This window comes from Paenibacillus sp. FSL H8-0317 (assembly GCF_045040685.1).
Lineage (GTDB): Bacteria > Bacillota > Bacilli > Paenibacillales > Paenibacillaceae > Paenibacillus.
Genome location: NZ_CP150294.1, coordinates 3,752,356 through 3,777,635, shown reverse-complemented (window position 1 = coordinate 3,777,635; position 25,280 = coordinate 3,752,356). Strand labels below are relative to the sequence as shown.

Here is a 25,280-nt window from a genome sequence, read left to right as displayed (position 1 = left end):
AGGGATAACCGTATGCAGCCGTCATCCCTTCGGATGAGGTAGTGCAGGTCATGATGGAGGTTGGATCAGCCATGTCTGAATCTCTTCGCGAAACAGCAGCCGGCGGCCTCGCCCAGACACCAACAGGACGCAAAATCACAAGAAATTTACAGCATAAATAAAAACGGGCATGTCATTTATACGAGAGGAATCCAACCTCAAGATAAAAGCATGCCTAATAATAAAAGTTACCATGACACCAGCTGGACAATGTTTTTTAGCGGCCAAATAATTAATATTTCAGGGTTACAGAGTGCCTTTCAGTACCTGTTTTATTAATTAAAGCAACTTCAAAATCAGATACCCATGTAAGTTCACCTAGATGTTCAGCATAGGCAAATTCATCTGGTTGTTCTGATATGACCTTCTCTACAAGTACTTCCGTACCATCACGTTGTAAAATAGATAGGAATATATCCATGCTATCTACATTATGATGACATATGACTCTAGCATTGTACTTTTTATTAGGGCTCTTCACATCCTTTTTCCAAGTCCATTCATTTACATAATCTAACTCCTCGATTTGCAAAGCTATCTCCCTAAATGGATCAATCTCCCAATTATTACGTAGAGCAAGTTTCTCTATGCCTTCCATTAGCAGTCGAAGCGTAGTCTTTTTTTTCTCCAGTTCATTTTTTGCACTAAAATCATTCAAACTAAATTGGATCGGTACCGAACACACACCAGAATCGTTAACAATCCGTTCATCCGTAATGTTTTCTACACATTCTATTAGGACTTTCCAACAATCTTTCGTTTTGTATTTCCCCAACAGACGTTCATACATCGCTGTAATACAGCGAGTTTCCAAGCTAAAAGAGCGTCTTTTCCATTTCCAATTCAACGCATAATCTAATTTTGTAGCTTCGTTGCGATCGCAATTTTGCTCTTTCATTATAGATTCAATATTTTCATCATCTACAATATACGGTAAATCTAAATTGAATTCTTTTAGATACATCATCTGATCCTCTCCATGGTTTATAAATAAAAAAACTAAAAGGCATTTAGCCAATCAAGGCCTCATCCTCAGTCAGTTCATCATTAATTTCTATCCAAATTCGAAGCCCAATTTTTGAAGCAATTAAGCATCTCTTCTAAATTTTTTGCTCCCCCTGCACTGTGAAACACTCCATCTCTCACGATACAGTAGAACCAATCTTGTTCATTTCTCTCTTCTTCAATCGAATCAAATGGCACATCTTCTAAATATGTATCCGACAAATCGATTTCGACAGACCAACCAGGATTATCCACCGTATCAATTCGCACACCGTATGAATGCTCCCAATCGCCGTCACAATTTTCATAATACCAGCTTTGAATCCATTTTAGGCTATCCATCGTCGTGACCTCTTTTTTTGTTTTTTCGACTCTAGGAACTTATTATTTAAAGGAATCCTCAAGCGATGTTTCATACTTTTCTCGTATGAATTACCTTTTAGTAATAATTTGCTTTTTTTATGTAGGGTATACTTAAAAGCAAGGGGAAAACTTTATTTCAAATCAAGGAGGTTATTATGAAAAAAATAATATTGTTTATCTTCATTAGTATGACTATACTTGCGGGCTGTTCTAACAAGGATGAGAAAGAGAATTATCCAGTTTTCGAGGGCACTGTAGTATTTAAAACAGATGAAAATGACAAGTATAAATTTCTTGTACTACAAAATATAAGTAAGGAAGATCTGGAGAATGGAAATCTTGAGGATTTTATAAAACTAGCACAAGACCAGGAAGGTTCGTATTATTCGGTCAATAGAGAAACATATGAAACAATTGAGGTAGGGCAAAGAGTAAGAATTACTACTGGCTTTGACCAACTAGAACCCTCGCCACCCATTAGAACGGTTGTGAGTATTGAAAAAATAGGCTGAGATTTTTCTATTGCCAAACGATAAAAAGTCCTTAACGTTTCAAGTGAACGTAAGGACTTTTTATCATTTTGGGTTCAAAAGTTCGGAGTTAAATCTCGCGCGGTTAAATCCGACGGGCCTCTATTTCCATCATTGTCCCAACCATATCAACTGATTTATATGGAAGATGTGCCTTATTAAAATTAAAATCCGCTGATGATTTTTAATTTCACATGGATAAATATGTGATTTGGTCCTCTTTGGATTGTCCCCTGCTCCTTCCAAAAAGACCGTCACATGTTTTCCAATACACCAGCTGCATGCTATATTTCCTTATACATAAAGTAATCAAAATCGGCATGTTTTCGGGTTCCGCCAAGATCCTGCACACAAAGACCGATATAGGTTCCCGTAAACCGGATATACTCCGGAGATTCATCGGACAGATGTGTGATATCAATCCACCCGCCTGCTGTATTCCAGGATGAATCACTATTTAACGCATAATAAAAGCGGGCGCGATCTTGATCTACCACAGCCTTTAAACGGAGCGTGCTCACCGACTCTAGCGGAATATCCTCCAGCAGTTCGTCGTATACCCCGTATTTGGACTGAATAATCCCCAGGCAGTGCCCTTTCTCTTCATGATAAGTTACACGTAAGTAGAGATAGTCCTGGGTATCGTAGTACAAAATCAATCCTGCCATTTGTTGTGGATGGTCCGGCGCAAATTCCAGACATGTCTCGGCTTCACACTCCAATGCCTGAAGTCTGCGTGCGATCATGCTTTGCCTGTGCGTTGAACTCATCGACTCCATGCCGTGCAAACGCAAGTAACCGGGACGTTCCGTCAAGCTGAGCCAAGTCGAATCGGGTGGAATACGAAGTGTATTCCAATCCTGCCGAAGCTCAAATTGATCAAAGTGATCCATTTCAGTAATCGGTTCAAATGGATGTGACGGGATCTTCGGTGCAGGCACCTGAACCTCCGGATATCGGTCACCGCTCGCAAGTCTCAGCCAGCCGTCCTCACTCCACGTACACGGCTGAAGTGCAGTCTCACGTCCAAGAATGCAATATTTGTGATGAACGGGTCGTCCAACCAGATGAGCCATGTACCATTCGCCGGTATGCGTTTCGACCAGACTACCGTGGCCTGCCTTTTGCAGAGCTAAATCCGGTCTGCCGTATGAAGTGAGGATCGGATTGGCAGGATCGACCTCATAAGGACCTTGTAACGTACGGGAACGTGCAGCGGTAACCGCATGCTCATAACCGGTTCCACCTTCAGCCGTAATGAGATAATAATAGTCGTTGTGTTTGTACAGGTGTGGTGCTTCGGTCAGGCCTAGTTCTGTTCCCTTAAATATGTTCATGGCCGGTCCGATCAGCTTATGTTCCTGGACAGAATATTCCTGAAGAACGATGCCTGCAAACCGATTTTTGTCCTTACGATGATCCCATATCATATTCACCAGCCACTTACGCCCGTCTTCATCATGAAACAGGGAAGGATCAAAACCGCTGCTGTTCAGATACACCGGATCGGACCAAGGGCCCTCGATATCCGTTGCTGTCACAAGGTAATTGTGGGTATCTTTAAAAGCGCCTACCCGGCTTTTGACATCGGTGTATATCAGGTAAAACACACCGTTGTCGTAACTAAGACAGGGTGCCCATACGCCTCCGGAATTAATGTTGCCCTCCATGTTCAACTGCGTTACACGAGTCAGCGGAGAAGCGATGGGCCGCCAATGAACCAGATCCCGGGAATGGTGAATCCGTACACCAGGGAACCATTCAAAGGTGGAAGTGGCGATATAATAATCCTCCCCTGCTCGGCAGATGGACGGATCGGGATGGAAACCGGGAAGGATGGGATTGGTGATCATTTTCTGGATCTTATTCATGGAAGAAACCTCCGGTATGAAAGTAATGATCTGTACAACAACAGATACACAAAAGGTGGATATCAGTACCAGCCCAGCGCTTTTTTGCCGGCTTCCAGGGCGGTTACGATCCGCTCGACATCATATATATTCCCTCTCCAAGTCCCACCGCTGACCGATTGCAATGCAGCCCAGAGCTTTGTATCATCCGGCAAAGCTTCATCAGGCCTCATATCTGGATGAAAGGGCCTTTGTGCCAGGATGAGAGCGCCTTCTTCCGGTGAAAACTCCAGATCGCCTTCTCCGACAAAGTTAACGCTGCCCTCCAGCGTGTTACGATCAACCGTGATGTCAATCAGGTCTCCGTTCCGCAGCTTGCCAATCGGTCCGCCTGCCAGCGCTTCGGGGCCAACATGACCAATACACGCTCCGGTGGAAACACCGGAGAACCGGGCATCCGTAATCAGTGACACGTATTTGCCAAAAGGCAAATGTTTAAGCGCAGATGTAAGCTGGTACGTCTCCTCCATTCCAGTTCCCGATGGACCTCGCCCGAGAAGCACAACAACGTCGCCAGCCAGAATACCTCCGGTCTTAATCGCATGGATCGCCTCACGTTCAGTGGTAAACACCTTTGCTCTGCCACGATGACGGTATACGCCATGCTCATCCAGCACAGCAGGATCAATAGAGGTGGATTTGATGACAGAACCTTCTGGAGCGATATTCCCGGTTGGAAATGTTACGGTCGATGAGATTCCAAGCCGCTGAGCGTGTTCTACACTCATGATGACACTGTCCGGATCGATACCGTCCTGCTCTTTTAACTGCGTCCGCATGAGATGACGGCGTTCCGACGATTCCCACCAGTCCAGTACCTGACCCAATGAAGTACCTGTAACCGTTGGTACAGACTCATCCAACAGACCAAGCTGTCTGAGGTGTAGCATGACCTCCGGTACACCTCCTGCCTGAAAGACACGTATGGTCGGATAAAAGATCGGTCCGTTTGGTAGGGCGCTAACCAGCCTTGGAACATTTTTGTTGACCTGTATCCAGTCGTGTACCGTGGGTACGGTTAAACCGGCGGCATGGGCAATCGCCGGTATGTGAAGAAGCAGATTGGTCGATCCGCCAAACGCGGCATGAACGGTCATCGCATTGCGAATGGATGCATCGGTGACAATGTCTGCCATCCTCATCCCCTGTGACTCCATATGGATGAGTGCACGTGACGATTGGCGCGCCATTTCAAACCAGATGGGCTGCCCGGAAGGTGCAAGCGCGGCATGAGGCACTGTCATACCCAGTGCCTCTGCTACAACCTGGGCCGTAGCAGCGGTACCTAGAAACTGACAGCCTCCTCCCGGTGTAGCACAAGCTCGACATCCTAAATCGGACGCCATTTCCAGAGAAATTTCCCCGTTGACGTACCGTGCACCGATGGTCTGAATTTTACCGGCGTCCTCTCCATCGGTAGGCGGAAGTGTGACGCCACCGGGAACGATTACACCAGGCAATTGAGGCATTCCAGCAAGTGCGAGCATCATCGCTGGAAGACCTTTGTCACAAGTGGCGACACCAAGCACGCCTTTACGCGTTGGCAGCGAGCGAATCAATCTGCGAAATACCATAGCGGCATCGTTCCGGTACGGAAGCGAGTCAAACATGCCGGTTGTCCCCTGTGATCTGCCGTCACACGGATCGCTGACATATCCAGCAAACGGGATTCCTCCCCGGCTTGAGAGTTCCTCTGCGGCAGCCTTCATCAGTAGGCCGACCTCCCAGTGGCCGGTATGGTAACCGAGTGCTGCCGGGCTGCCGTCTTCATTGCGTATGCCACCTTGTGTACTCAAGATCAGAAATTGTTTTCCGTTCAAATCCCCGGGCTTCCAGCCCATTCCAACATTCTGGGACATGCCAAACAAGTCGCCGCTTGGAGCATTCCGCAGCAAATCATCCGTTAGAGGCAGACGTCCTGCAGCCCCTGGAGCATGGGCTATGATATCGAAGCAGTTGGATGCGGTCTCTCCCATAATCGACGTAATCTGTTCGTACATGATAGCCTCCCACAGTTTATGACTTCACAAAGACCGTTTTGATGGCCGTGAAAAACTCGATAGCCGCTTGCCCCTGTTCTCTGGAGTGTGAACTCGACATCTTCATTCCGCCAAACGGAGCCTGCAGCTCTACGCCGGCCGTTTCTGCATTAATTCTGACGAGTCCTGCATCCATGTCCCGGATGAAAGACAACATGGCTCCGACGTTCTGTGTATAGATGGAAGCACTCAAGCCATAATCGCTATCATTAGCCGCTTCGATCGCTTCCTCCAGGGAATCTACCGCAATCAAGGCCAGAACCGGGCCAAAGATTTCTTCCCGGGCGATGGACATATGGGATTCGACCCCTTCAAATACGGTAGGCTGCACATAGAATCCCTCTTCCAGTCCCGGACCGTCACCTCTTTTTCCGCCAGCGAGCAGAACAGCACCTTCATCCTGGCCTTTTTGAATGTAACTCAGCACGGTATTGAGCTGTCCTTCGCTTGCACATGGACCCATCCAGCTTCCAGAAGACATGCCGTCACCCAGTCGAATTTCCTGGATTTGCGAGAGCAGTTTTTCTTTGAAGGCATCGTATACTTTTCGTTCAATAATGACTTTGCTGGTGGCCGTACATTTTTGTCCGGTCGATTTCAACCCTCCGCTGATTGTGGCTTCCACAGCCAAATCCAGGTCAGCGTCAGCCGCGATAATAATCGGGTTTTTCCCACCCATTTCAAGTTGATACTTGGCCCCACGTGCCAGTGCTGCGCCGCCGACCCGTTTGCCCACTTCATTGGAACCTGTGAACGTTATTCCGCCCACATCCGGATGCTCAGCAAGTGCAGATCCGATCACTGAGCCTCTGCCACATACCAGATTAAGAACACCTGCCGGAATGCCCGCCTCTTCAAAACACTCCATTAATCTAGCTGCAGTGACCGCAGTTTCCTGAGCAGGCTTCAACACAACCGTATTACCGTAAATTAAGGCCGGAGCCGTTTTCCAGATCGGAATGGCAACCGGGAAATTCCAAGGAGCAATAACCCCTACAACGCCAAGGGGTACGCGGGTCGTAAACATCAGCGCTTCGCTATCCGTTGATGGAATGACATCACCGGTTTTTCGCATGCCTTCTCCGGCGTAATACCTTAAGATCGCGACACCACGCAGTGTCTCTCCTTTGGCTTCAGGGAGTGTTTTGCCCATTTCCCTGGTCATCGCCTCTGCAACTTCATCGGCCCGGCGTTCCAGCACATTGGCTGCTTGAAATAGATAGTTTCCGCGTTCCGCACCCGATAACCTCCGCCAATCTTTTGCTGCTTCCTTCGCGGCTGCAACAGCCCGGTTCAGATCCTCTACGCCTGAGGTGGGTACGTAACCAACTACCTCCTTCCGACTCGCCGGGTTGATGCTCGGTTCGGTTTCACCGGATATCGCCTTCACCCATTCTCCGTTAATGTAATTGCTGTATGTCTGCTCTACCTGAAATGTGGTCATTGCATTCATCCTCCTCGTACATTAGTTTGAAATGACTGGATTAATAAGTGTCCCGATATCGCTAATGGATATTTCAATGCGGTCCCCGGGTGCAAGTGTAAAATCATTAGGGGGCACAATGCTTGTGCCTGTCAATAACACCGTACCGTCAAACAGATCGTTATCTCTTGCCAGAAAGGAGACCAGTTCATCGAGTTTTCGGTTTAACTCACTTGTGCTTGCCTCGCTTTTGACAACTATTTCAGCTTCACGATATATCTCGCAAACGATGCTGAACGCATATGGATTCTGCACCGTTTCCGCCAGACGAATGGATGGACCTATCGAGCAGGAATTGCGCCACATTTTTGCTTGCGGCAGATACAGCGGGTTTTCCCCTTCAATATCGCGGCAGCTCATGTCATTGCCAACGATGTATCCCACAATGCTGCCATCTGCGGCAAGCACCAACCCCAGCTCAGGCTCCGGGATCTGCCAATTGGAATCGCTGCGAAGTGTGACAGCCTCATTGGGCCCGACGGTGCGGGCTGCTGTAGATTTAAAAAAGATCTCCGGTCTTTCGGCATCATAAACTTTATCGTAAAAGGTTTTTGCATCCAGCTTGCCTTCGGTTGCTTCATAATTTCGCGCTTCGCGGCTGCGTTGATAAGTTACACCCGCCGCCCATACTTCCGGAGCTTCCAATGGAGTAATTAGATGCAGGGAAGTCCAATCGTCAGTTAACTTGTTTGACGGTTTAAAAGCGCTTTCAACAAGTTGAACTGGAGAAATCCCCTGCTTTCTTGCTTGATGGATCAAAGTCATAAAATCTGCTTGTGGCAAACGATACGCTTGTTCATCATCCGTAACGGCTGCCAGCCACTTCTGTTGTCCGTCCAGAAATCGAATAATTCTCATTCAAGCTTGCCTCCATTTTTCCCCATCGGGTTGATAATACTACCATAGCACCGGCTATGGTTCATGACGATGTTCTAATCACTCCGACGATTTACCCTTTTCACGCATTTTTTTTCTGTTAAGATGAGGTTATATCCGTTGAACTGAAAATAATTTACGAGGACACTTCGATGACAGGATGTTGGAATATAGAATCGTACAAGGGGGTTGGTTTGCTGTGACCAAGCTTTCGGATGCTGTGTATTTAGGTCGTCTACCCGATGTTCGCATGTCTTTTCAATTATTGGGGCTGCATGCAAGAAAAGTTGATTCCAGCTGGACTTATCCGTCTCATGAACATTCCATGTATGAAGTTCACTGGATGATGGACGGGCAGATGAACATGGTGGTCAACGGGCAGTCTTATCGTCAGTCGGTTGGCGACCTCCTGTTCATCCGACCGGGTATGACCCACTCTTGCACCGGAGCCGGACCGGAGGGGTTCACTTATTTTTCCGTGCATTTCAGCATACACGATACATCCTTTTGCAGAGAACTTAACCGTTGCAAAGACATCTATTATCCGGCAAATTCGAATTTGGCTCTGGGGCTCTCCTCTTCCCTGTCTACCTTGTATGGTCTGGCTACAGAGCATCTGTCTAACTCGTTATCTTCCTCCAAACAAATGAAGGTACATGCCGCCGTGTTTGAACTGCTTGGTTCCCTGGTTGGCCAGTTATCTCAGCAAGCTTCCGTTACGTTGTCGAGAAAAGAAACTATTGCCCATCAGATTGCTGAGCACATTGAGGATTCGGTAAGATATATCCATCTTCACGGGGAAATTCAGGAGAGCGATCGAACCTGGATTCAGGACATTGCCAAGTCGCTGAGCATTAGCCCGTCACAGGTTAATCGTATTTTTCGGCAGGTATACGGCATCGCTCCACGCAAGTTTCTATCCGAAACCCTTCTGAACGAAGCGCAGCGGCTTTTAAAACAAACCGACCTGAACATAGACCATATTGCGATGATGTTGGGGTATAAGACCAATGCGCATTTCAGCCGCCAGTTCAAGCGGTGGACAGGCATCGCGCCAAGCGAATATCGCAGCCAATCGCAGCAGACTGCGGTAGCCGATCATCCTGATGGTTCATACCGCTGAGCTTTTCTTTCTATAAAAGGTAATAATGTTGGGCTGGTTCATGGCGTCTAGCATATTACCGTCAAGATTTACCGCGGCGACGTAGTTGTAAAAGATTTTTGAATTTCGAAACAAAATAGCCGCCAGGTTGGCGGCTATTTCTGCGACTATTTTGTTATTACTTGGCACAGCAATGTTGATGATTTTCCCCGCCCTTTAGAGTCGTGCGAAGGTGATGTAATCAACTTGGACAGGCTCCGCCGATTCGGTTCGAAGTGCCCGGTTAATCTGTCCCCGGTGATACTGCCCATGTAAGATGACTTGCGAGAGAATGTCCCGGATGGAAGTTCGGAACGGAACCCCGCTCTGGTTTGCATAGTCAATGATCTCATCCAATTTGAATTCCTCGAGCCCGTCCATATAGACGCGATATTGCTCGATGTTTTCTTCGAAGATCTCCCGGATCGCCGTCAAGTCTTCCGTTTCTTCCCACAATGAATATTGTGCGCTACCCTTGCCTTGCAATCGGGACAGCCATACGCGTTCCGCAACCGCAACATGTCGAACCAGCTTCAGAAGCTCCTTGTTCTCTGTCTTTGACTCCTCGAGCGCGTCTAAAATACGTTCGTCTGCCCAGTACAGATGGTCCATCATGCGCTTGATCGTATTCATTTCACTTTCCCCCTTATCGTCTCACTGTCACTACACGACTTATCATGCTCCGATAGACTTTTAGAGTTTGAAGCCACAGTTTCCGTCATCTGAACTCGGAATAAGGAATAATAAACTCTGGCATTCCTTCAGCGTAGGAAGTATATTCATATTCTGTGAAATAGATAACGATACCATCATGGCTCAGGTAATAATCTCGATCAGCTTCAATCGTCTTAAATGGAGTGGACAACTCCAATCCGCGATGATTGATGTGATCTGTGATTTGGCTGTTAATGATAGAGACATAATCGGCGTTACCTGCTGCTTCCTTCAACGAAATCAGATCACCTGTTACGAGATCGAACGTGTAAGGAACCCTCGTCGTCATTCCGTGCGCTCCCCCCATATAAAGATCATAATCCACATATAGGCTCAATTTTCCATTCTCGTTATACATAACTGTAAATCTGCCATCGAGGCTCGGTTGCCGAATTTCAGCCTTTGGATTTTTGATTAGTAATTGATTATTCGCTTTTACGACTGTATCCATTTCCTTCGATCCCGCTGCAATGTGCTTGTCGGTCTCCTGCTTCAAAAAGGCGTTGATCTTATCCTGTACTTTCTCTCTTGCATAGCCCTTAATTACCGGATAGTAGACGAGCAATGATTTGCCATCTCCGTCGGCACCGATCTCTTCCGCTTGAACCTGCAAGTCGTTTTCCTTAATCGATTGAATACCGACCTGCTTAGTACTATTCTGATATGAAATTACATAGCCCATCCGCTCCAATAGGAAGCGAAGTGGCAAATAAGTTGTATTGTCCTGGAGAATGACTTGAGGTCCAAAGACCGGTTGTCCGTTCAAATGAATAGTATTGTTAGAGAGATTAATTTGAAGCGATCGTCCATTTCCCGACACTTCAACGAGTTGATTAGTCTTATTGAAATTGGTGGTTAAACCCAGGGCTGTATTTAGGTTCCTAAGAGCAATATAGGTCGATCCGTTTTTATTAATCGTACCAATGTTTGATTTCTTTCCTTCAATGCTGAACGGTTGTGCGGTAACTTTATATTTGGAAACGGAAGCTGCAGCGGCTACCGGTTGGCCTTCGGCCATGAAGTGTGCCAGGGGCGATGCCAGTAATGCTGTCATAATAGCACTTACAATTAACTTATTTCTCTTCTTGTTTCTATTCATTTTTTTTCTTACATCCTTTCTGGATTCAAGTTCATTGCCTTCTAGCTTTTAAACGCAGCTTTTAACTAAAAGGTTTCAAATCAACATGGGACTTGATTGTCATTACTGTGATATTCTTAATGTTACGAGGAAGAACAGTAAAACTGCAGGAGGTTAGACATCCATGAAATCCAAACGAGCAATAATCGATCGAAGAAACGCCGAGCGTCGGGTTCGCCGGGAACAGAAAATCAATCCACCCGGTCCTTTCTTCAAGCTGTTCGACTGGATGTGGAAGATTATATTTATCTTGTTCCTGTCATCTCTTTCTGTTGTTGCCTTCTGCCATTGGTTTTTGCGCACGGGTTCTGGTCCGGGAGGATCAAATCTCATCGCTTTTACTGCTGAACGAATGGCAACTTTAATGCTTTTTATAATGCTGGCTACTGCCTGCATAGTCGGTATACGAGCTATGATTAAGTCTAAAGATAACTCTGCCAGCAGAGCTTCCAAACATCCGGACGGAAAACGTTTGATCATAATGAAAATTATTGTTTTTCTGTTCTTTGTAATCGTTATGGTCATTTCAATCATTATCTGCTGGGCGCAGCTGAAAGTTTTATTGAAGATTGGAAAACGATTGTTATTGTCTTTAGGTTGATCGGGATGGCCCTTTATTTTAACAGGATTATCAGCGAATAAACAGTTTCATCAAATTTATATAAATTGGGTTGATCATGTAGCCATTCGGGCTTATGGAATATCTCTTACCTGTGTCCAACCGCCGTATATGGTCCATGTCCTCCTCATTCAGTTCAAAGTCGAATATTTCGATATTCTCTTTAATCCGTTGAGGGTTCGTTGATTGGGAATGACCATAATTCCGCGTTGCAGATGCCAGCGCAAAATGACTTGCGCAATTTGCGATTCTTTTAATATTTTCAGATGATGGGATACGGTCGGTCGGGATAGATGTGTTTTCATCCTGATCTCGCCTACGCGCATGCCGGTTTTTTGCGGTGCTTCGTTGCTTTAATTGTTGTTTGCCCACGTGTTTAAGGTGCTTACATATGCTGTAGACCCCAGTCTTGTAAATCTATATGGAGAACTTCTTGATTCCGGGTCTCATCCATAATGGGTTGCTTTTCTACCCAGTGCCAGCGGATAAACCGATCCCATGGATCAGCTCCGAGGATGCAGCACAATATCATGTTTATGCGTTAAACCATCCTGATCTGGCGGGATTTTTCAAGGAATGTACGACTTGTACATTCCCTCTTTCTAATTAGGACTATAACGCCAGATAGATCTCCTGTGTAACTTAACCAGTCCACCTACCTATTCACCAGTAACCATAGAGTTTTCAGTCCTACTTCTCATCCTTTTGAATAGAATTAGGACAAGAAATAAAGCTACGCTTACAGCTCCAAACCCCAACCAATTCAAATACATGACAGATGAACGACTGATCACAATCCCACCTAATCCAGATCCCAATGCAAAACCAAATTGGATAAACGACGTATTTACGCTAAGGGCAATGTCGGGATTACGAGGTGCCAGTGTAACCAGATATAGTTGCTGGGCCGGAGATATGCTCCACGTTGCTAACATAAAAATCATTAAAACCAAGATTAACATGATAAGATTAACTCCAGCTAGAGCGAACAAAAGAAGAGTTACCCCTTGTAACAGAAGGCCTAGACAAATTGTAAACTTTGATCCCTTTGCATCTGCCAATTGTCCGCCCACTTTTGATCCGACAAAGCTGCAAATTCCCGCGAGAAACAGAACACCGCTTATCTCGGTCATGGAAAGAGAAGACGTAGCTTGCAAGAAAGGCGTAATATACGTGAACAGTGTCGAATAGCCGCCGATATACAATAATGTAATAAGCAAGGCAGTCAGAATGAGTGGATTTTTTAAAATGGAGACCTGCATTCTGAGGGTGATCTTTTCTTCCTCTTTGATTGCCGGAACCTTTTTGTAGATAATAAGTAATGGAAGAACACTTAATAATCCAATGATTACAAATAGAACTCTCCATCCAAACATTTCACTAAAAAATGTGCCCAATGGGACACCGAGTACAAGCGAACTGCTGAGCCCCATCAAAATGATGCCGATAGCATTGCCCCTTTTTTCTTTTTCAACTAGTCGTGTCGATACGGCCATCGCTACTACGGTAGCCACTCCTCCGCTAGCCCCTTGAATAATTCGCACCCATAGTAAAGTTTCATAAGAAAGGTCAACAAGCATAAGTCCGTTGCTGGCAATAAACACGCTGAGGGCGGCCAACAGTAACTTCTTGCGATCCATATTTATTGTAATTGCAATGAGAATCGGAGCGATAATGGCCGCTGCCAGAGCAAATACAGTCACCAGTAAACCCACTTCAGAAGTAGATACGCTCAAGTCTGAGGCGATCATTTCAATGACTCCTGTAATAATGTATTCAAGGGTTCCGATCAGAAAAACAGCCAATGCCAAGATATATATAATCCATTTATTTTTCACTTTAATCCACTCCGTCTTCTCTAGTTATCTATTTAGTATTGGAATTTGTATTTCTATAAACTGTACATCTTGTTCTTGAGATAAGGGTAAATATAATTCCCTACCAGCTCCGTTCTCCTTGATCTGATAGTTATTATTCTCAATCCATGTAGCTAGATGAACACAGGCTTTACAGGCAAAGGTGGCATTGGAACGATAAGCTATGGTGGCCATCATGGGCTCAGCAGGAAGAGTCCGCAGTTGAAATGGGTAGGGAGCTGATCGCAGCTCACAGGTTAAGAAATAACCTATTTCAAACTCGAACGCTTCCTCTTGTCCTGCGATTTCTTTCCACAAAACAACCTGTGGTCCAGGGATCAGTTGGCGCATTTCTTTTGTTAATGACTGATCAAACTGATGAAATAAACTCGGGATCTTCTCTTCCCTCCCGCACCCTGTCTGAAAAAGAAACTGCCGAGCACCTTCCTCTTTGATTCGGATTTCTTGCCCGGTTTCAATGTGCCCCTCTTCCTCTAGAAGCTGCATGCGTTCCTCAATTCGGACGAGTTTGGTTTGTTCCGTATCGATAATCTGCTGAATTTCGCTTCTTTTTAGCTTAAACATGCCTTGAATATTCTCCAATGTGATATGTTCCTGTAACAGCTGTGTGATTTGTGGCAACGTGAACCCCAATTCTTTATAAATGAAGATTCGGTTAAGCTCGAGAAGCTGATCTGCGGAATAGTAACGGTAACCCGTATCGTGATCTACCTTTCTCGGCTTAAGTATGCCAATCTGGTCATAATAACGCAGTGTTTTTAATGAGACCCTGCTTAGCCTGGAAAACGCACTGATTTTGAACAATATATCATCTCCAATCTTTTAACATAATACGAGTATATAGTTTCCCGTACAGGGGAAAGTCAAGGGTGTATACGCTTCTCATTTTTATATAAAATCAACCACCGTCCTTGTCCTCACTCTATGTTGCTGTTATGGGCAAGTCAAAGAACCGTTTCTGAATGAAACGTTCATTTTTTTTGAACAAAAAAATGCCACTGATTGTGGCATCTCTCGGTACGCATTCAATTATCCTGCTCAGGCAGGTTTGTATTATTTTCCGGTTTCAGCAAATGTTTTAATACGCTCCCCGATCTGGTCACGAACCCTTTGGAATACGGCCCATTTCTCTTCATCTGTACCTTGCGCTTTGGCAGGATCATCAAATCCCCAGTGTTCCCGCTTCACATGTGGAGGCGTCATGGGACATTTATCTGCGGCATCCCCACACAACGTGACTACGAAATCAGCATTGTTCAACAACTCTGAATCAATGATGTCCGAAGTTTGAGTCGAAATATCCAGATCAACTTCGTTCATGGCTTCCACGGCTTTTGGATTCAGACCGTGTGCCTCGATTCCTGCACTATAGATGTTCCAGTCCTCACTTAGATATTTCTTGGCCCAGCCTTCGGCCATTTGGCTCCGGCAAGAGTTGCCTGTGCACAGGAAGTACAGTGTTTTTTTACTCATGTTCATCGTCTCCTCGTTACTTGAATTATAGATTGCTTTTATAGAATGCTTAACCACAGATACAGACCCACTAGCGTAATAAGCAGAGTCGGAATGGTGATTATGATACCTGTCTTGAAGTAAGTGCCCCATGAGATTTTGACACCTTTGGTGCTCAGCACATGAAGCCAAAGCAGGGTCGCGAGTGAACCAATCGGGGTAATCTTGGGACCCAGGTCTGATCCAATAATATTGGCATAGATAAGCGCCTCCCGAACAGTCCCTGTAGCTGTGGTTGCATCAATGGCAAGCGCATCAATCAACACGGTAGGCATATTGTTCATCAGGGATGAAATGATTGCCGCAATAAAGCCCATACCCATCGTTGCAGCAAACAATCCCTGATCCGCCACAGCCTGAATGACCACGGCTAGAAGATCCGTTAAACCCACGTTACGTAGACCATAAACCACGACATACATGCCGATGGAGAAAAATACGATGGCCCACGGCGCTTCTTTGACAACCAATGTAGTTGGTACAGCAGAACTCCGGGAAGCCATGATCAGGAAGAATATCGCAACAACACCTGCTACAAAAGATACGGGAATGCCGATAAATTCACTGGTAAAGTATCCAATAAGCAGAACCCCTAACACCACCCACGACAACCGGAACATTTTCATATCCTTAATGGCAGATACCGGAGGCTTCAATTCACTGGCATCAAAATGTTTGGGAATACTCTTGCGGAAAAAGAGATACAGTACACCGATACTCGCCGCCAGCGAGAACAGATTTGGAATAAACATCCTTCCTGCGTACTCCATAAACGTAATACCAAAGAAATCGGCAGACACTATGTTGACCAGGTTACTTACAACCAGCGGCAAGGAAGTTGTATCCGCAATAAATCCGCTGGCGATAATGAATGGGAATACTTTTTTCTCATCGAAATTCAGTGCACGTACCATGGCTAGAACAATCGGTGTCAGAATCAGTGCGCCTCCATCGTTGGCAAAGAAAGCAGAAACCACCGCTCCCAGGATGGAGACATAAACAAACATTCGTACACCATTGCCATGAGCGGCTTTGGCCATATGTAAAGCAGCCCATTCAAAAAAGCCGATACGATCCAGAATTAATGAGATCAGAATGATTGCAACAAAAGCAAGCGTGGCATTCCATACGATTTGTGTCACATCCCATACATCTTCCAAATTGACCACACCCACAAGTAAAGCAAGGATTGCTCCTCCACAAGCAGACCAACCAATGGACAGGTTTTTAGGCTGCCAAATAACGAGTACAAGTGTAATCAAAAAGATGATGCAGGCTAACAGCGTAGAAAACAAAACCATGCACCCCCTTTCAGTTCAGCTTTATTTATATTTGTATATAATGATATACTTATATAATGATCAAAAATTAATTACACTCTGAAGTAAAGTTTTCCTTATTTAACGATTTAAGAATAGTTGCTGTATCCGGCATCAAATCCAGGACAGATGTAATATAGGGTGTATTCTCTACATTTAAAGAGTAGTATACCCACTGACCACGTTTATTTTCTTTAACCAAGCCTTGATCCTTCAGCTTGCGCAAATGTTGACTAATTCCAGGTTGTGACATGTCTAAAATCTCTACAAATTCACACACGCACCATTCACGTTCTTTGAGGAGTGTAAGGATCGTAAGGCGTGTTTTATCACCCAGCAATTTAAGCTTATCCGCTACCTCTTGCATAGAATCCATAGCACTTCCTCCTTCGACTACATATAAGTGTATGCTTATATTATAATATCGAAATAATGAAGTCAATGTTTACTACTTGATGATTAAGTCCAAAAAGCCAAAAAGCGTCGGTTCGAATTCGAATCAACGCTTTTTGGAGTTTGTGATAATTTTTTAAATAAACAGATTATGATTGGCTTGTGATGCTTGTCCAAGATAGTAACCTACACCACCAATTTTAACTTGGTCTATTAATTCTTCACGCTGAATTCCCATTAAATCCATAGACATTTGGCAGGCAACGATCTCTACTCCTTGTGCAATTGCGCTCTCAATCAATTCTTCCAATGAAGGCACATGATGTTTTTTCATCAAACCACGGATCATCTTCGGGCCTGCTCCGAGCATATTCATTTTGGACATGCCAAGCTTCTGGCTCCCGTGAGGTAACATCATATCAAACATACGGCCGATCATGGTTTTGGATAACTTCTGCGGCTGCTGCTTGCGAATAATGCTCAATCCCCAAAACGTGAAAAATAGGGTTACTTTCCGTCCACTGGCTGCGGCCCCATTTGCAATAATGAGTGAAGCGATCGCTTTATCCAGATCGCCACTGAACACAACCATCGTGCTGGCTGGATCGCTGATGGGGGATTCGGATACGGGTTGTGCTGTATTTTTAGCAATGACAGACTCAATCGTACCGCCTTTCAGCCTTTCCAACTGCAAGATTGTGGAACCCGACATCGTGGCCCATGCTTTGACATCTTCATAGAAGCCTGGATCGGAAGCTTTCACACGAAGGGTTTCTCCGTTTGAGAGTTGATCCATTTTCTGCTTAACCTGAATCAGGGGACCAGGACAACTTAATCCGCATACGTTCAACTCATGATCAATACGTTGCGGCTGTGCTGAGTCAGTAGGAATAGACTCCTTTTCGTTCGCGTCTATCACAGGATCTTGCTGCTCTTGTGTTGTAGCAGTAAATGGAGCAGGCTTAAATTGGGCTTGTCGGTATGTTTTATAACCACCACTCAGGTTTTTTACGCTAAAACCATGCTGACGCAAAATTTGCGAAGCTGTATAACCACGTAAGCCGACTTGACAGTATAGCCAGATTTCTTTGGAAGGGTCTAATTCATCTAAACGTTGACGAAGCTCATCAACTGGAATAGAGAGTGAATCCGGAATATGACCATTTTGATGCTCGATTTCACTGCGAACATCCAGAAGTATCGACTGCCCCGGCTGACGATCAGCCAGTTGATTATAGGTGAACGTCTGAACACGTCCGGTGATCATATTCTCTGCTGCATATCCAGCCATATTCACGGGATCTTTGGCAGAAGAATAAGGTGGCGCGTAACTCAGTTCAAGCTCTGTCAAATCCCGGACATGTCCTCCAAAATGAATGGCTACAGCAATGTCATCTATTCGTTTATCCACTCCATCATAACCGACTGCTTGTGCGCCCAAAATTTTACCTTCCGGAGTAAACAGCAGTTTAAGAGTAATCGCACTTGAACCCGGATAATACGATGCATGAGAAGCAGGATGTACGATAACGGTTTGATATTCCACGCCGAGACGTTGCAGTGTTTTTTCATTACTGCCTGTCGTGGCTGCGGTCATTCCAAATACTTTGATAATGGACGTACCTTGTGTTCCTTTATAGGTAGAAGGAAGCCCTGCGATACGGTCGGCAACAATACGGCCTTGTTTGTTGGCAGGTCCGGCAAGTGGTATTGTTGCCTTCGTACCATGAATAGTTTCCGTTACTTCGATCGCATCCCCAACAGCATAGATATGTGGCACGCTGCTTTCTAAAGCTTCATTTACGATAATATGTCCACGTGCACCCAGCGAAACGCCGCTATCTTTCAAAAAATAGGTGTCTGGCGTTACGCCTATCGCAAGAATAACCATGTCAGCTGTCAACACATGACCATCCGCAAGTTCAACCCCTATGCCTTGCTCCAGGGAATGAAATCCCTGGACACGTTTGGAAAACAGCAGGTTCACACCATGATTCTCCATTTCTTGTGCCAATGCGGCTGCTAACTCGGTATCATATGGTGTGAGTACTTGTGCGTTCCCCTCAATCAGCGTTACATCCAGACCAGCTTCCTTTAAATTCTCAGCCATTTCCACGCCAATAAATCCACCGCCTATGACAATCGAAGACTGGTTGTTAGAAGAACTTACCTGTTCTTTGATCCGATCAATATCTGGAATACTTCGTACGGTATAAATTAGTGGATTGTCCTTGCCCGGAAGATCAGGAATGAGCGGTTTTGCACCTGGTGACAATATCAACTCGTCATAACTTTCTTCATATGCACCGCGCTCCTGAGACTGTATCTTAACCACTCGCTTCTGCGAATCGATAGCTACAACCTCACTTCCTGTACGAACATCGATACGAAAGCGATCTGCCATCCCTTTTGGCGTTTGCACTAGCAGACGCTCTCGAACTTCGATTGATCCACCTATATAATAAGGTAAGCCACAATTGGCAAATGAGATATAAGGCCCTTTCTCAAAGATAATAATCTCGGCATGTTCATCCAGACGGCGAAGACGTGCAGCTGCAGATGCACCTCCAGCTACACCGCCAACAATCAGTACTTTTTTGCTCATGATTCACAATCATCCTTTTCAAATAAAGTTTTAATAATCTGTTCAACCCGTTGATCGGCAAGCACATAGTTTACTTCAAGACCATTCCGCTCCGTCGCAACAATACCTGCACTACGAAGCTTCTGGAGGTGTTGAGAGACTGTTGATTGGGGAAGATCCAGACATTCCTGCATATAAGAAACATTACATTTTTTTTTCATCATCAGTCCCCGCACAATGCATAAACGAATGGGGTGAGATAAAGCTTTCAGCAGGTTAGCAGGTTCATCGAACTGTTTAATATTATTGCTGTCAAAAGCGGGAGTGTTCAAAAGGTATTCCTCCTAAATCGTTATATCGTAATAATACGATTTATTGATTCTCCTGTCAAATGTATTCTGAAGTTAATGCGTTTAATAAGTTCCATACCCGCTCAACCCTAAGGCTTTGGCTTGTTCCAGGTGGATGATAAAAATGCCTGCCAAAACCGCTAAAAGCGACATTTGGCAGGCATTCATGTTGTATCAGATCTTCATAAAATAATGATTTAACTGAACGTCTTATATTAGAGTATAACAGGCTGAATCAGTCCGTCCTTACCAAAAAGAAGCGGGTCCATACATATTTCGCGGTGATAACCCTTTCCAGAGGAAAATCTGGATAGTGGCGTGACAAAACGATGATAGGAAATCTGGTATTGACCCGTTTCGGAATCATTAAATATACAGTGATGACCTGTGCCCAGCATGCCCTTCTCCACATTTTTGCTCAGGATTGGGTATCGATAGGTGATTGGACCATATAGCTGCTCTGCCGTACCGTAATTCACATGATAGTCTTCACTGCCTGTGTCATCACAGGACCACGTAAAGTGGTAAAGTCCACCCTGCTTCAACACGGCTACAGCCTCACGAAAATCATGCAAGCCCGCCAGATTGCTCATTGTGTCCTCTACGACACTTATCATGTCTTCACCAAGCTCCACAATGGCAGCATGTCCATTGCCAAATAGCAGATACGTTCTTCCATCCTCTTCGACATAGATGGAGGGATCAATGGCCTGACCCATGGTGATGCCCAGACGTTTCAACTGCTCCATTGTGATTAAAGGCTGTGACTCGGCCAGGAATGGACCAATCGGTGTATCTGCTACAGCAACGCCAATGGCACTCTCGCCGTTCAGCATTTTGCCACAGAAATAAAAATAGAACTTTTCGTTACGGTTGGCGATTGCCGGTGCCCAGGCATTACCGGTTGCCCAAGCTACATCCTCTGTTCCCAGATCAAGGATAACACCTTCATCTTGCCAATGCTTCAGGTCTGAAGAAGAAAACACTTTGAACTGTGTCCCCGACCACCCCTCGAAGCCATCTGTTGTGGGATACATATAGTAACGATCCCCAAACTGTGCGACATCAGGATCGGCATATTGTCCGGGAAGCACCTGATGACCATCCCCGAAAGCCGTGAGAAGCCGGCTGCACTCCTCAGCTGTGATTGGCAGGACACTTCCATGACGCTTTTGATTCGTTCCCATATCAAAATCACCATCAGGGACGATTCGGAATTCTCCACTTCTTAGATCTGTAGTCAGCAGAGGAAGATAACCCTTTCCTTCAGCAAATCGATCAACAATCAGGCACCATTCCTCCCGGTCATTGAATTTAAAGATTTGAGGTCCCTCCACACCTGCCACAGCCTCCAGTACCGGAGCTTGAAGTGTAACAAACGCCCCTTTGTCGAGAGAGTCTCCTTTTTCTACCCGTATGTTTTTGGTTGTTTCATCCTTGGAGTATCGATAATAAGAGCCATCCGCTGGAAGAATCGTTGTATCAATAATATGATTATCCCGCTCAATGTATTTTTCCGATGCGGAGAACGTACGAAAGTCTTTTGTGCGAGCGCTGTATATTTTTTGTTTTCGTTCTTGCTCCTGAGGTTCCTGCGTCGCAGAAGCCCAGAATACAAGAAACTCATCTGCCATTTCATCATACACAGCTTCCGGTGCCCAGACACATCCAGCGCCCTCAACACCTAGTGTAACGTTCCATGGGGATGACCAGTTCACGAGATTGCTGGATTCCCATATGATTACGTCACGGCTCCCGGCATTAACGGCATGAGTCCACCCTTTGCCGCTTGCGATGCGGAGATCCGTAGCAATCAGATAAAATTTATTTTCCTTGACTGAACGAACCAGAAACGGGTCCCGTACCCCCTTTTCTCCAAGGTCGGAAAACAGCACAGGAGATCCGCCATTAAGATCCTTCCAGTGAAGACCATCCTCGCTATAGGAGAAATAAACCTGCTCTCCGTCTGGTTGTTCGCCAATAAAATGTACAAAGAGATACCCATCATAAGTTGGAGTTGTTTTGGTCAATGGTAAAGAGCCTCCTGAAAGTGAAATTGATTTTATACTAACAGTAAATATAAAAATGAAAGCGTTCTACATATGTTGTATCATACTTCAAAACCAGCGGAATGAGTATATTTTTTGTGATTTGGTATGGCACAGATCATGTGAATCTTTCGCCGGGATCATTTTACTTTGATTGGGATGTTTGACTTAATCCTCATGCAAAGAATATTAAAATATCGCCTTTATTTTACCTCAGGTATACAAAATTCTTGGTTTTCATTTACAAATTAATGCTAATCTTCTTAATGATGAACAAATGAATATAGACTCATGCATTCATTTTTTGTTTTAGAGATATTACGAGGAGGAATCATTGTGAAATTATCCAAAAGAGTATTACCAGCGGTAGCGCTGACTCTGGCTGTTTCGGCTTCTACTCTGTTGTCTGCCGGACAAGCGAGTGCGGTTCAAGCTGTAAGTGTGGAGAAAAAACAAATCAAGAACATCATCTTCCTCATTGGGGATGGCATGGGGAACTCTTATACTTCCGCCTACCGTTATATGAAAGATGATCCTTCAACGAAGGGCATGGACAAAACCGTATTTGACCCTTATCTTGTTGGGGCACAAATGACCTATCCGGATGATGATAAACAAAATGTGACGGATTCCGCTTCCGCAGCAACGGCTATGTCGGCGGGTGTGAAAACATACAATGCGGCCATTGCGGTTGACCCTGAGCAGAAGGAAGTCAAAACCGTACTTGAGCAGGCCAAAGAAAACGGCAAAGCCACCGGACTCGTGGCTACATCGGAGATCACTCATGCCACACCAGCTGCATTTGGTGCCCATGATATCAGTCGAAAAAATATGGATGCAATTGCGGACGATTATTATGATGAGTTGATTAATGGCAAGCATAAGGTGGATGTACTTCTTGGTGGAGGGAAATCCAATTTTGTACGCGAGGGTCGTGACCTGACGAAGGAGTTCCAGAAGGCCGGTTTCAGCTATGTGACGGATCGTTCCTCTCTCCTTGCTGATAAGAATCAACAAGTTCTTGGACTGTTTGCGGACGGAGGTATGGACAAGTTGATTGATCGTAGTGCTGCAACTCCATCATTGGCTGAGATGACCAATACAGCGATTGATCGTCTCAGCTCCAACGACAAAGGATTCTTTCTAATGGTCGAAGGCAGCCAGATCGACTGGGCAGGACATGATAATGATATCGTTGGCGCGATGAGTGAAATGGATGATTTCGCAGCAGCATTTCAGGCAGCTATTGATTTTGCCAAAAAAGACGGTGAAACACTTGTCGTAGCTACTGCCGACCACTCCACGGGCGGACTTACGCTTGGAAAAGACGGAGAATACAACTTCTTCGTAGACCCAATCAAAGCTGCACTGCGCACACCTGACTTCATGGCAGCACAAATTGCAAAAGGTGCTTCGGTTGAAGAAACACTGAAAAGTTATCTCAAACTGGAGTTGAAACCTGAAGAGATTCAATCGGTGAACGAAGCAGCCAAAAGTGCGGATGTAACAAAAATTGATAATGCCATTGAAGCGATTATTGATAACCGTTCATTTACCGGCTGGACAACAGGTGGACATACAGGTGAAGATGTTCCGGTCTATGCCTACGGTCCGGCAAGTCATCGCTTCGCCGGTTTGATCGACAACACAGATAATGCCAAGATCATATTTGATATTCTCAGCAAGCACCAATAATTCAATAGTTTAGGATCATCCCTTCTCTTCTTTCATCCGAAGAGAAGGGATTTTTTTCATAAAATCCTTATTGATATGCCACTCTACCTTTTTATGAACATCCTTAACCGTAGCCGTTCTATACTTGGCTTTTTTCATGACCGAAACTTGTCCATTCACTTCGAGTATGGCGTACGCCTGTTCCGAATTTGCTAATATGCATTATATCCCATGGAGTTGGTTACCTTATACAAAACCACTTGCATTGAAGGGAGAGAAATCCGATAAATGCAATTAACGATTGGTTAAGGCAGCTTGCCCACAATTATATTCTCATTGTCATTGCTGCGGTGCTCTTTTTTGCAGTCAAAGCAGTCATTGGGTTCTATACGTACAAGCATTATGACAAAAAATTGGATGCACTCACAGATAAGGTCGATCGTCTTCTGGAGGAGAAAACAACGGAGTGATGCAGTTTATTAATTGTGAGCTATAGAAATAACAAGCTTTGGAGGAGAAAAGCATGTTAGGGAACATTCTGCTCGGTATGGTCATTCCCATTATATTGGGTGTATGGATTCTGCGTCGGAACTTTAAAATCCTTATTCTATATTATCCACTTGGTGTGGCTGTATCAGCATGCATCAACAATATCGGGTTCAATTACTTCTGGAATATTCTTCCGAATACTCATAATCAATCCTTGGCTGCTCTCCCAATGGATCTTGGAATCTATCCGATTGCCGGCTGCTTGATGATGTATGCCATTATCGTCAAAGGTGCCAAGCCATGGTTGGCGATTCTTGTTGCATCATTGTCGCTGACATTAATCGAATGGGTTGCCAAAATGATGGGACATGTCATTTATTTTAATGGATGGAACATTCTTTGGACCTTTTTGTCATACCTCCTGCCATTTGTTCTTGCTTATGGTTACAGTAAAATATTGAGGTATACCAAGTGAAGTTTTACTGAAGCTTTCCACTAATAAGGCAGGACAGATGATATGGGTTAACGCTGATGGGCATACGTGCATATCTTAACTCATATTTGTCTTGGAGGGATTCGTAATGTATGTGGCATATCCTTATGGTTACAGGTACACTTTTACTCCGGTATGGGCAACATCATCAACCGAAGCACTTGAATTAATCAAAACGGCTGTTCAAGGAGAAAAAAATGATGAGATGTTCTATGATTCACTGATTCAGTTGTCACCCGATGCCAATCAGGCTGACATCATCACGAGCATCCGTAATGATGAACGCGGACATAATCAAATGTTCCGCCAAATGTACAAGGATCTGACTGGTCAGGAGATTTCGGGCGTAAGTAGTGAGCCAGTTGAGACGGTCACCTCTTATCTTGCCGGATTGCAAAAGGCGTTTCATGGTGAATTGGCCGCCGTGGAAAAGTATAGAAAAATATGGTTTGGTCTCCCTTATGGCATTTATAAGGATACGGTGTGGGGAATCATCCTGGACGAACAGAAACATGCGGATAAATATAACAATCTGATTACCTACAATTTGCAGAGATAGTCATGTATGGGATGAATAACGCGCGTATTCTTTTAAAAATGAACAATTGAAAGCAGTAAAAAACCAGTGAATGAGTAAAGCTCACTGGTTTTTTTGCTTTGCCGAGTCTCTCTTTTATAATCCTG

Annotated in this window: 22 protein-coding genes and 2 pseudogenes; 7 read left to right on the top strand and 17 right to left on the bottom strand. The window is 44.9% G+C overall.

What is annotated here, in order from left to right; translation table 11 throughout:
- Nucleotides 1–17: 17 nt before the first annotated feature.
- A pseudogene (locus MHB43_RS16825) lies at nucleotides 18–161 on the top strand (L-serine ammonia-lyase, iron-sulfur-dependent, subunit alpha); the annotation flags it as partial.
- A 110-nt stretch (nucleotides 162–271) separates the two neighbouring features.
- On the opposite strand, the gene MHB43_RS16820 reads toward MHB43_RS16825, so the two are convergent.
- Nucleotides 272–1,006, bottom strand: a complete 735-nt coding sequence (locus MHB43_RS16820; protein ID WP_221821305.1) for a hypothetical protein — start codon at nucleotides 1,004–1,006, stop codon at nucleotides 272–274.
- A gap of 80 nt (nucleotides 1,007–1,086) precedes the next feature.
- Complete coding sequence (locus tag MHB43_RS16815) at nucleotides 1,087–1,386, bottom strand: immunity 53 family protein (RefSeq protein WP_221821304.1); 300 nt, start codon at nucleotides 1,384–1,386, stop codon at nucleotides 1,087–1,089.
- A gap of 176 nt (nucleotides 1,387–1,562) precedes the next feature.
- Here MHB43_RS16815 and MHB43_RS16810 point away from each other — a divergent pair, with 176 nt between their 5' ends.
- Nucleotides 1,563–1,919: a DUF3221 domain-containing protein gene (locus MHB43_RS16810; protein ID WP_221821303.1), complete on the top strand. Its 357-nt coding sequence runs from the start codon at nucleotides 1,563–1,565 to the stop codon at nucleotides 1,917–1,919.
- A gap of 302 nt (nucleotides 1,920–2,221) precedes the next feature.
- Here the strand turns inward: MHB43_RS16810 and MHB43_RS16805 are convergent, their stop codons facing one another.
- From MHB43_RS16805 to MHB43_RS16790, 4 genes are all read right to left on the bottom strand, one after another.
- Nucleotides 2,222–3,808, bottom strand: coding sequence for a glycoside hydrolase family 43 protein (locus MHB43_RS16805; protein WP_221821302.1), 1,587 nt, complete (start codon nucleotides 3,806–3,808; stop codon nucleotides 2,222–2,224).
- Between the two features lie 62 nt (nucleotides 3,809–3,870).
- Complete coding sequence (locus MHB43_RS16800; RefSeq protein WP_339176732.1) at nucleotides 3,871–5,847, bottom strand: YjhG/YagF family D-xylonate dehydratase; 1,977 nt, start codon at nucleotides 5,845–5,847, stop codon at nucleotides 3,871–3,873.
- A gap of 16 nt (nucleotides 5,848–5,863) precedes the next feature.
- Nucleotides 5,864–7,330 (bottom strand): alpha-ketoglutaric semialdehyde dehydrogenase GucD, encoded by a 1,467-nt coding sequence (gucD, locus tag MHB43_RS16795; protein WP_339176731.1) that lies wholly within the window; start codon nucleotides 7,328–7,330, stop codon nucleotides 5,864–5,866.
- 21 nt (nucleotides 7,331–7,351) lie between these two features.
- Nucleotides 7,352–8,227: a fumarylacetoacetate hydrolase family protein gene (locus MHB43_RS16790; protein ID WP_221821298.1), complete on the bottom strand. Its 876-nt coding sequence runs from the start codon at nucleotides 8,225–8,227 to the stop codon at nucleotides 7,352–7,354.
- 217 nt (nucleotides 8,228–8,444) lie between these two features.
- On the opposite strand from MHB43_RS16790, the gene MHB43_RS16785 reads away from it, so the two are divergent.
- Nucleotides 8,445–9,368, top strand: coding sequence for an AraC family transcriptional regulator (locus MHB43_RS16785; protein ID WP_339176730.1), 924 nt, complete (start codon nucleotides 8,445–8,447; stop codon nucleotides 9,366–9,368).
- A 195-nt stretch (nucleotides 9,369–9,563) separates the two neighbouring features.
- On the opposite strand, the gene MHB43_RS16780 is transcribed toward MHB43_RS16785, so the two are convergent.
- Together MHB43_RS16780 and MHB43_RS16775 are read right to left on the bottom strand one after the other, a co-directional pair.
- The gene (locus MHB43_RS16780; protein ID WP_221821294.1) at nucleotides 9,564–10,019 is read right to left on the bottom strand and encodes a DinB family protein; all 456 of its coding nucleotides are present in this window, start codon (nucleotides 10,017–10,019) and stop codon (nucleotides 9,564–9,566) included.
- Between the two features lie 85 nt (nucleotides 10,020–10,104).
- Nucleotides 10,105–11,199, bottom strand: coding sequence for a stalk domain-containing protein (locus MHB43_RS16775; RefSeq protein ID WP_339176729.1), 1,095 nt, complete (start codon nucleotides 11,197–11,199; stop codon nucleotides 10,105–10,107).
- A 163-nt stretch (nucleotides 11,200–11,362) separates the two neighbouring features.
- On the opposite strand from MHB43_RS16775, the gene MHB43_RS16770 reads away from it, so the two are divergent.
- Nucleotides 11,363–11,839: a hypothetical protein gene (locus tag MHB43_RS16770; protein ID WP_339176728.1), complete on the top strand. Its 477-nt coding sequence runs from the start codon at nucleotides 11,363–11,365 to the stop codon at nucleotides 11,837–11,839.
- A gap of 262 nt (nucleotides 11,840–12,101) precedes the next feature.
- Here the strand turns inward: MHB43_RS16770 and MHB43_RS16765 are convergent.
- The 9 genes and pseudogenes from MHB43_RS16765 to MHB43_RS16725 all read right to left on the bottom strand — a co-directional run.
- Nucleotides 12,102–12,192: pseudogene (locus tag MHB43_RS16765) on the bottom strand (ArsR family transcriptional regulator); the annotation flags it as partial.
- Nucleotides 12,193–12,516: 324 nt separating this feature from the next.
- The gene (locus tag MHB43_RS16760) at nucleotides 12,517–13,695 is read right to left on the bottom strand and encodes an MFS transporter (RefSeq protein ID WP_339176727.1); all 1,179 of its coding nucleotides are present in this window, start codon (nucleotides 13,693–13,695) and stop codon (nucleotides 12,517–12,519) included.
- A gap of 24 nt (nucleotides 13,696–13,719) precedes the next feature.
- Nucleotides 13,720–14,538 carry a helix-turn-helix domain-containing protein gene (locus tag MHB43_RS16755; protein WP_339176726.1) on the bottom strand — a complete coding sequence of 273 codons (819 nt, stop codon included), beginning with the start codon at nucleotides 14,536–14,538 and terminating at the stop codon, nucleotides 13,720–13,722.
- 249 nt (nucleotides 14,539–14,787) lie between these two features.
- Nucleotides 14,788–15,207, bottom strand: coding sequence for an arsenate reductase (thioredoxin) (gene arsC, locus MHB43_RS16750; RefSeq protein ID WP_047843093.1), 420 nt, complete (start codon nucleotides 15,205–15,207; stop codon nucleotides 14,788–14,790).
- A gap of 38 nt (nucleotides 15,208–15,245) precedes the next feature.
- Entirely contained in the window at nucleotides 15,246–16,547 is a 1,302-nt protein-coding gene (locus MHB43_RS16745; protein ID WP_339176725.1) for an arsenic transporter, read from the bottom strand.
- 67 nt (nucleotides 16,548–16,614) lie between these two features.
- Entirely contained in the window at nucleotides 16,615–16,941 is a 327-nt protein-coding gene (locus MHB43_RS16740) for a metalloregulator ArsR/SmtB family transcription factor (protein ID WP_221821278.1), read from the bottom strand.
- A gap of 153 nt (nucleotides 16,942–17,094) precedes the next feature.
- Nucleotides 17,095–19,563 (bottom strand): FAD-dependent oxidoreductase, encoded by a 2,469-nt coding sequence (locus tag MHB43_RS16735; RefSeq protein WP_339176724.1) that lies wholly within the window; start codon nucleotides 19,561–19,563, stop codon nucleotides 17,095–17,097.
- Nucleotides 19,560–19,874: a helix-turn-helix transcriptional regulator gene (locus MHB43_RS16730; RefSeq protein ID WP_036615511.1), complete on the bottom strand. Its 315-nt coding sequence runs from the start codon at nucleotides 19,872–19,874 to the stop codon at nucleotides 19,560–19,562. Before MHB43_RS16730 ends, MHB43_RS16735 begins: the two co-directional genes overlap by 4 nt.
- Nucleotides 19,875–20,107: 233 nt before the next feature.
- Nucleotides 20,108–21,922 (bottom strand): family 43 glycosylhydrolase, encoded by a 1,815-nt coding sequence (locus MHB43_RS16725; protein WP_405117562.1) that lies wholly within the window; start codon nucleotides 21,920–21,922, stop codon nucleotides 20,108–20,110.
- A 351-nt stretch (nucleotides 21,923–22,273) separates the two neighbouring features.
- Between MHB43_RS16725 and MHB43_RS16720 the strand changes: the two genes are divergently transcribed.
- The 3 genes from MHB43_RS16720 (at nucleotide 22,274) to MHB43_RS16710 (ending at nucleotide 25,155) form a co-directional block, all read left to right on the top strand.
- Complete coding sequence (locus MHB43_RS16720) at nucleotides 22,274–23,635, top strand: alkaline phosphatase (RefSeq protein WP_339185404.1); 1,362 nt, start codon at nucleotides 22,274–22,276, stop codon at nucleotides 23,633–23,635.
- A gap of 502 nt (nucleotides 23,636–24,137) precedes the next feature.
- Nucleotides 24,138–24,578 (top strand): hypothetical protein, encoded by a 441-nt coding sequence (locus tag MHB43_RS16715; RefSeq protein ID WP_339176722.1) that lies wholly within the window; start codon nucleotides 24,138–24,140, stop codon nucleotides 24,576–24,578.
- A gap of 106 nt (nucleotides 24,579–24,684) precedes the next feature.
- Nucleotides 24,685–25,155, top strand: coding sequence for a ferritin-like domain-containing protein (locus MHB43_RS16710; protein WP_339176721.1), 471 nt, complete (start codon nucleotides 24,685–24,687; stop codon nucleotides 25,153–25,155).
- Nucleotides 25,156–25,280 lie beyond the last annotated feature (125 nt).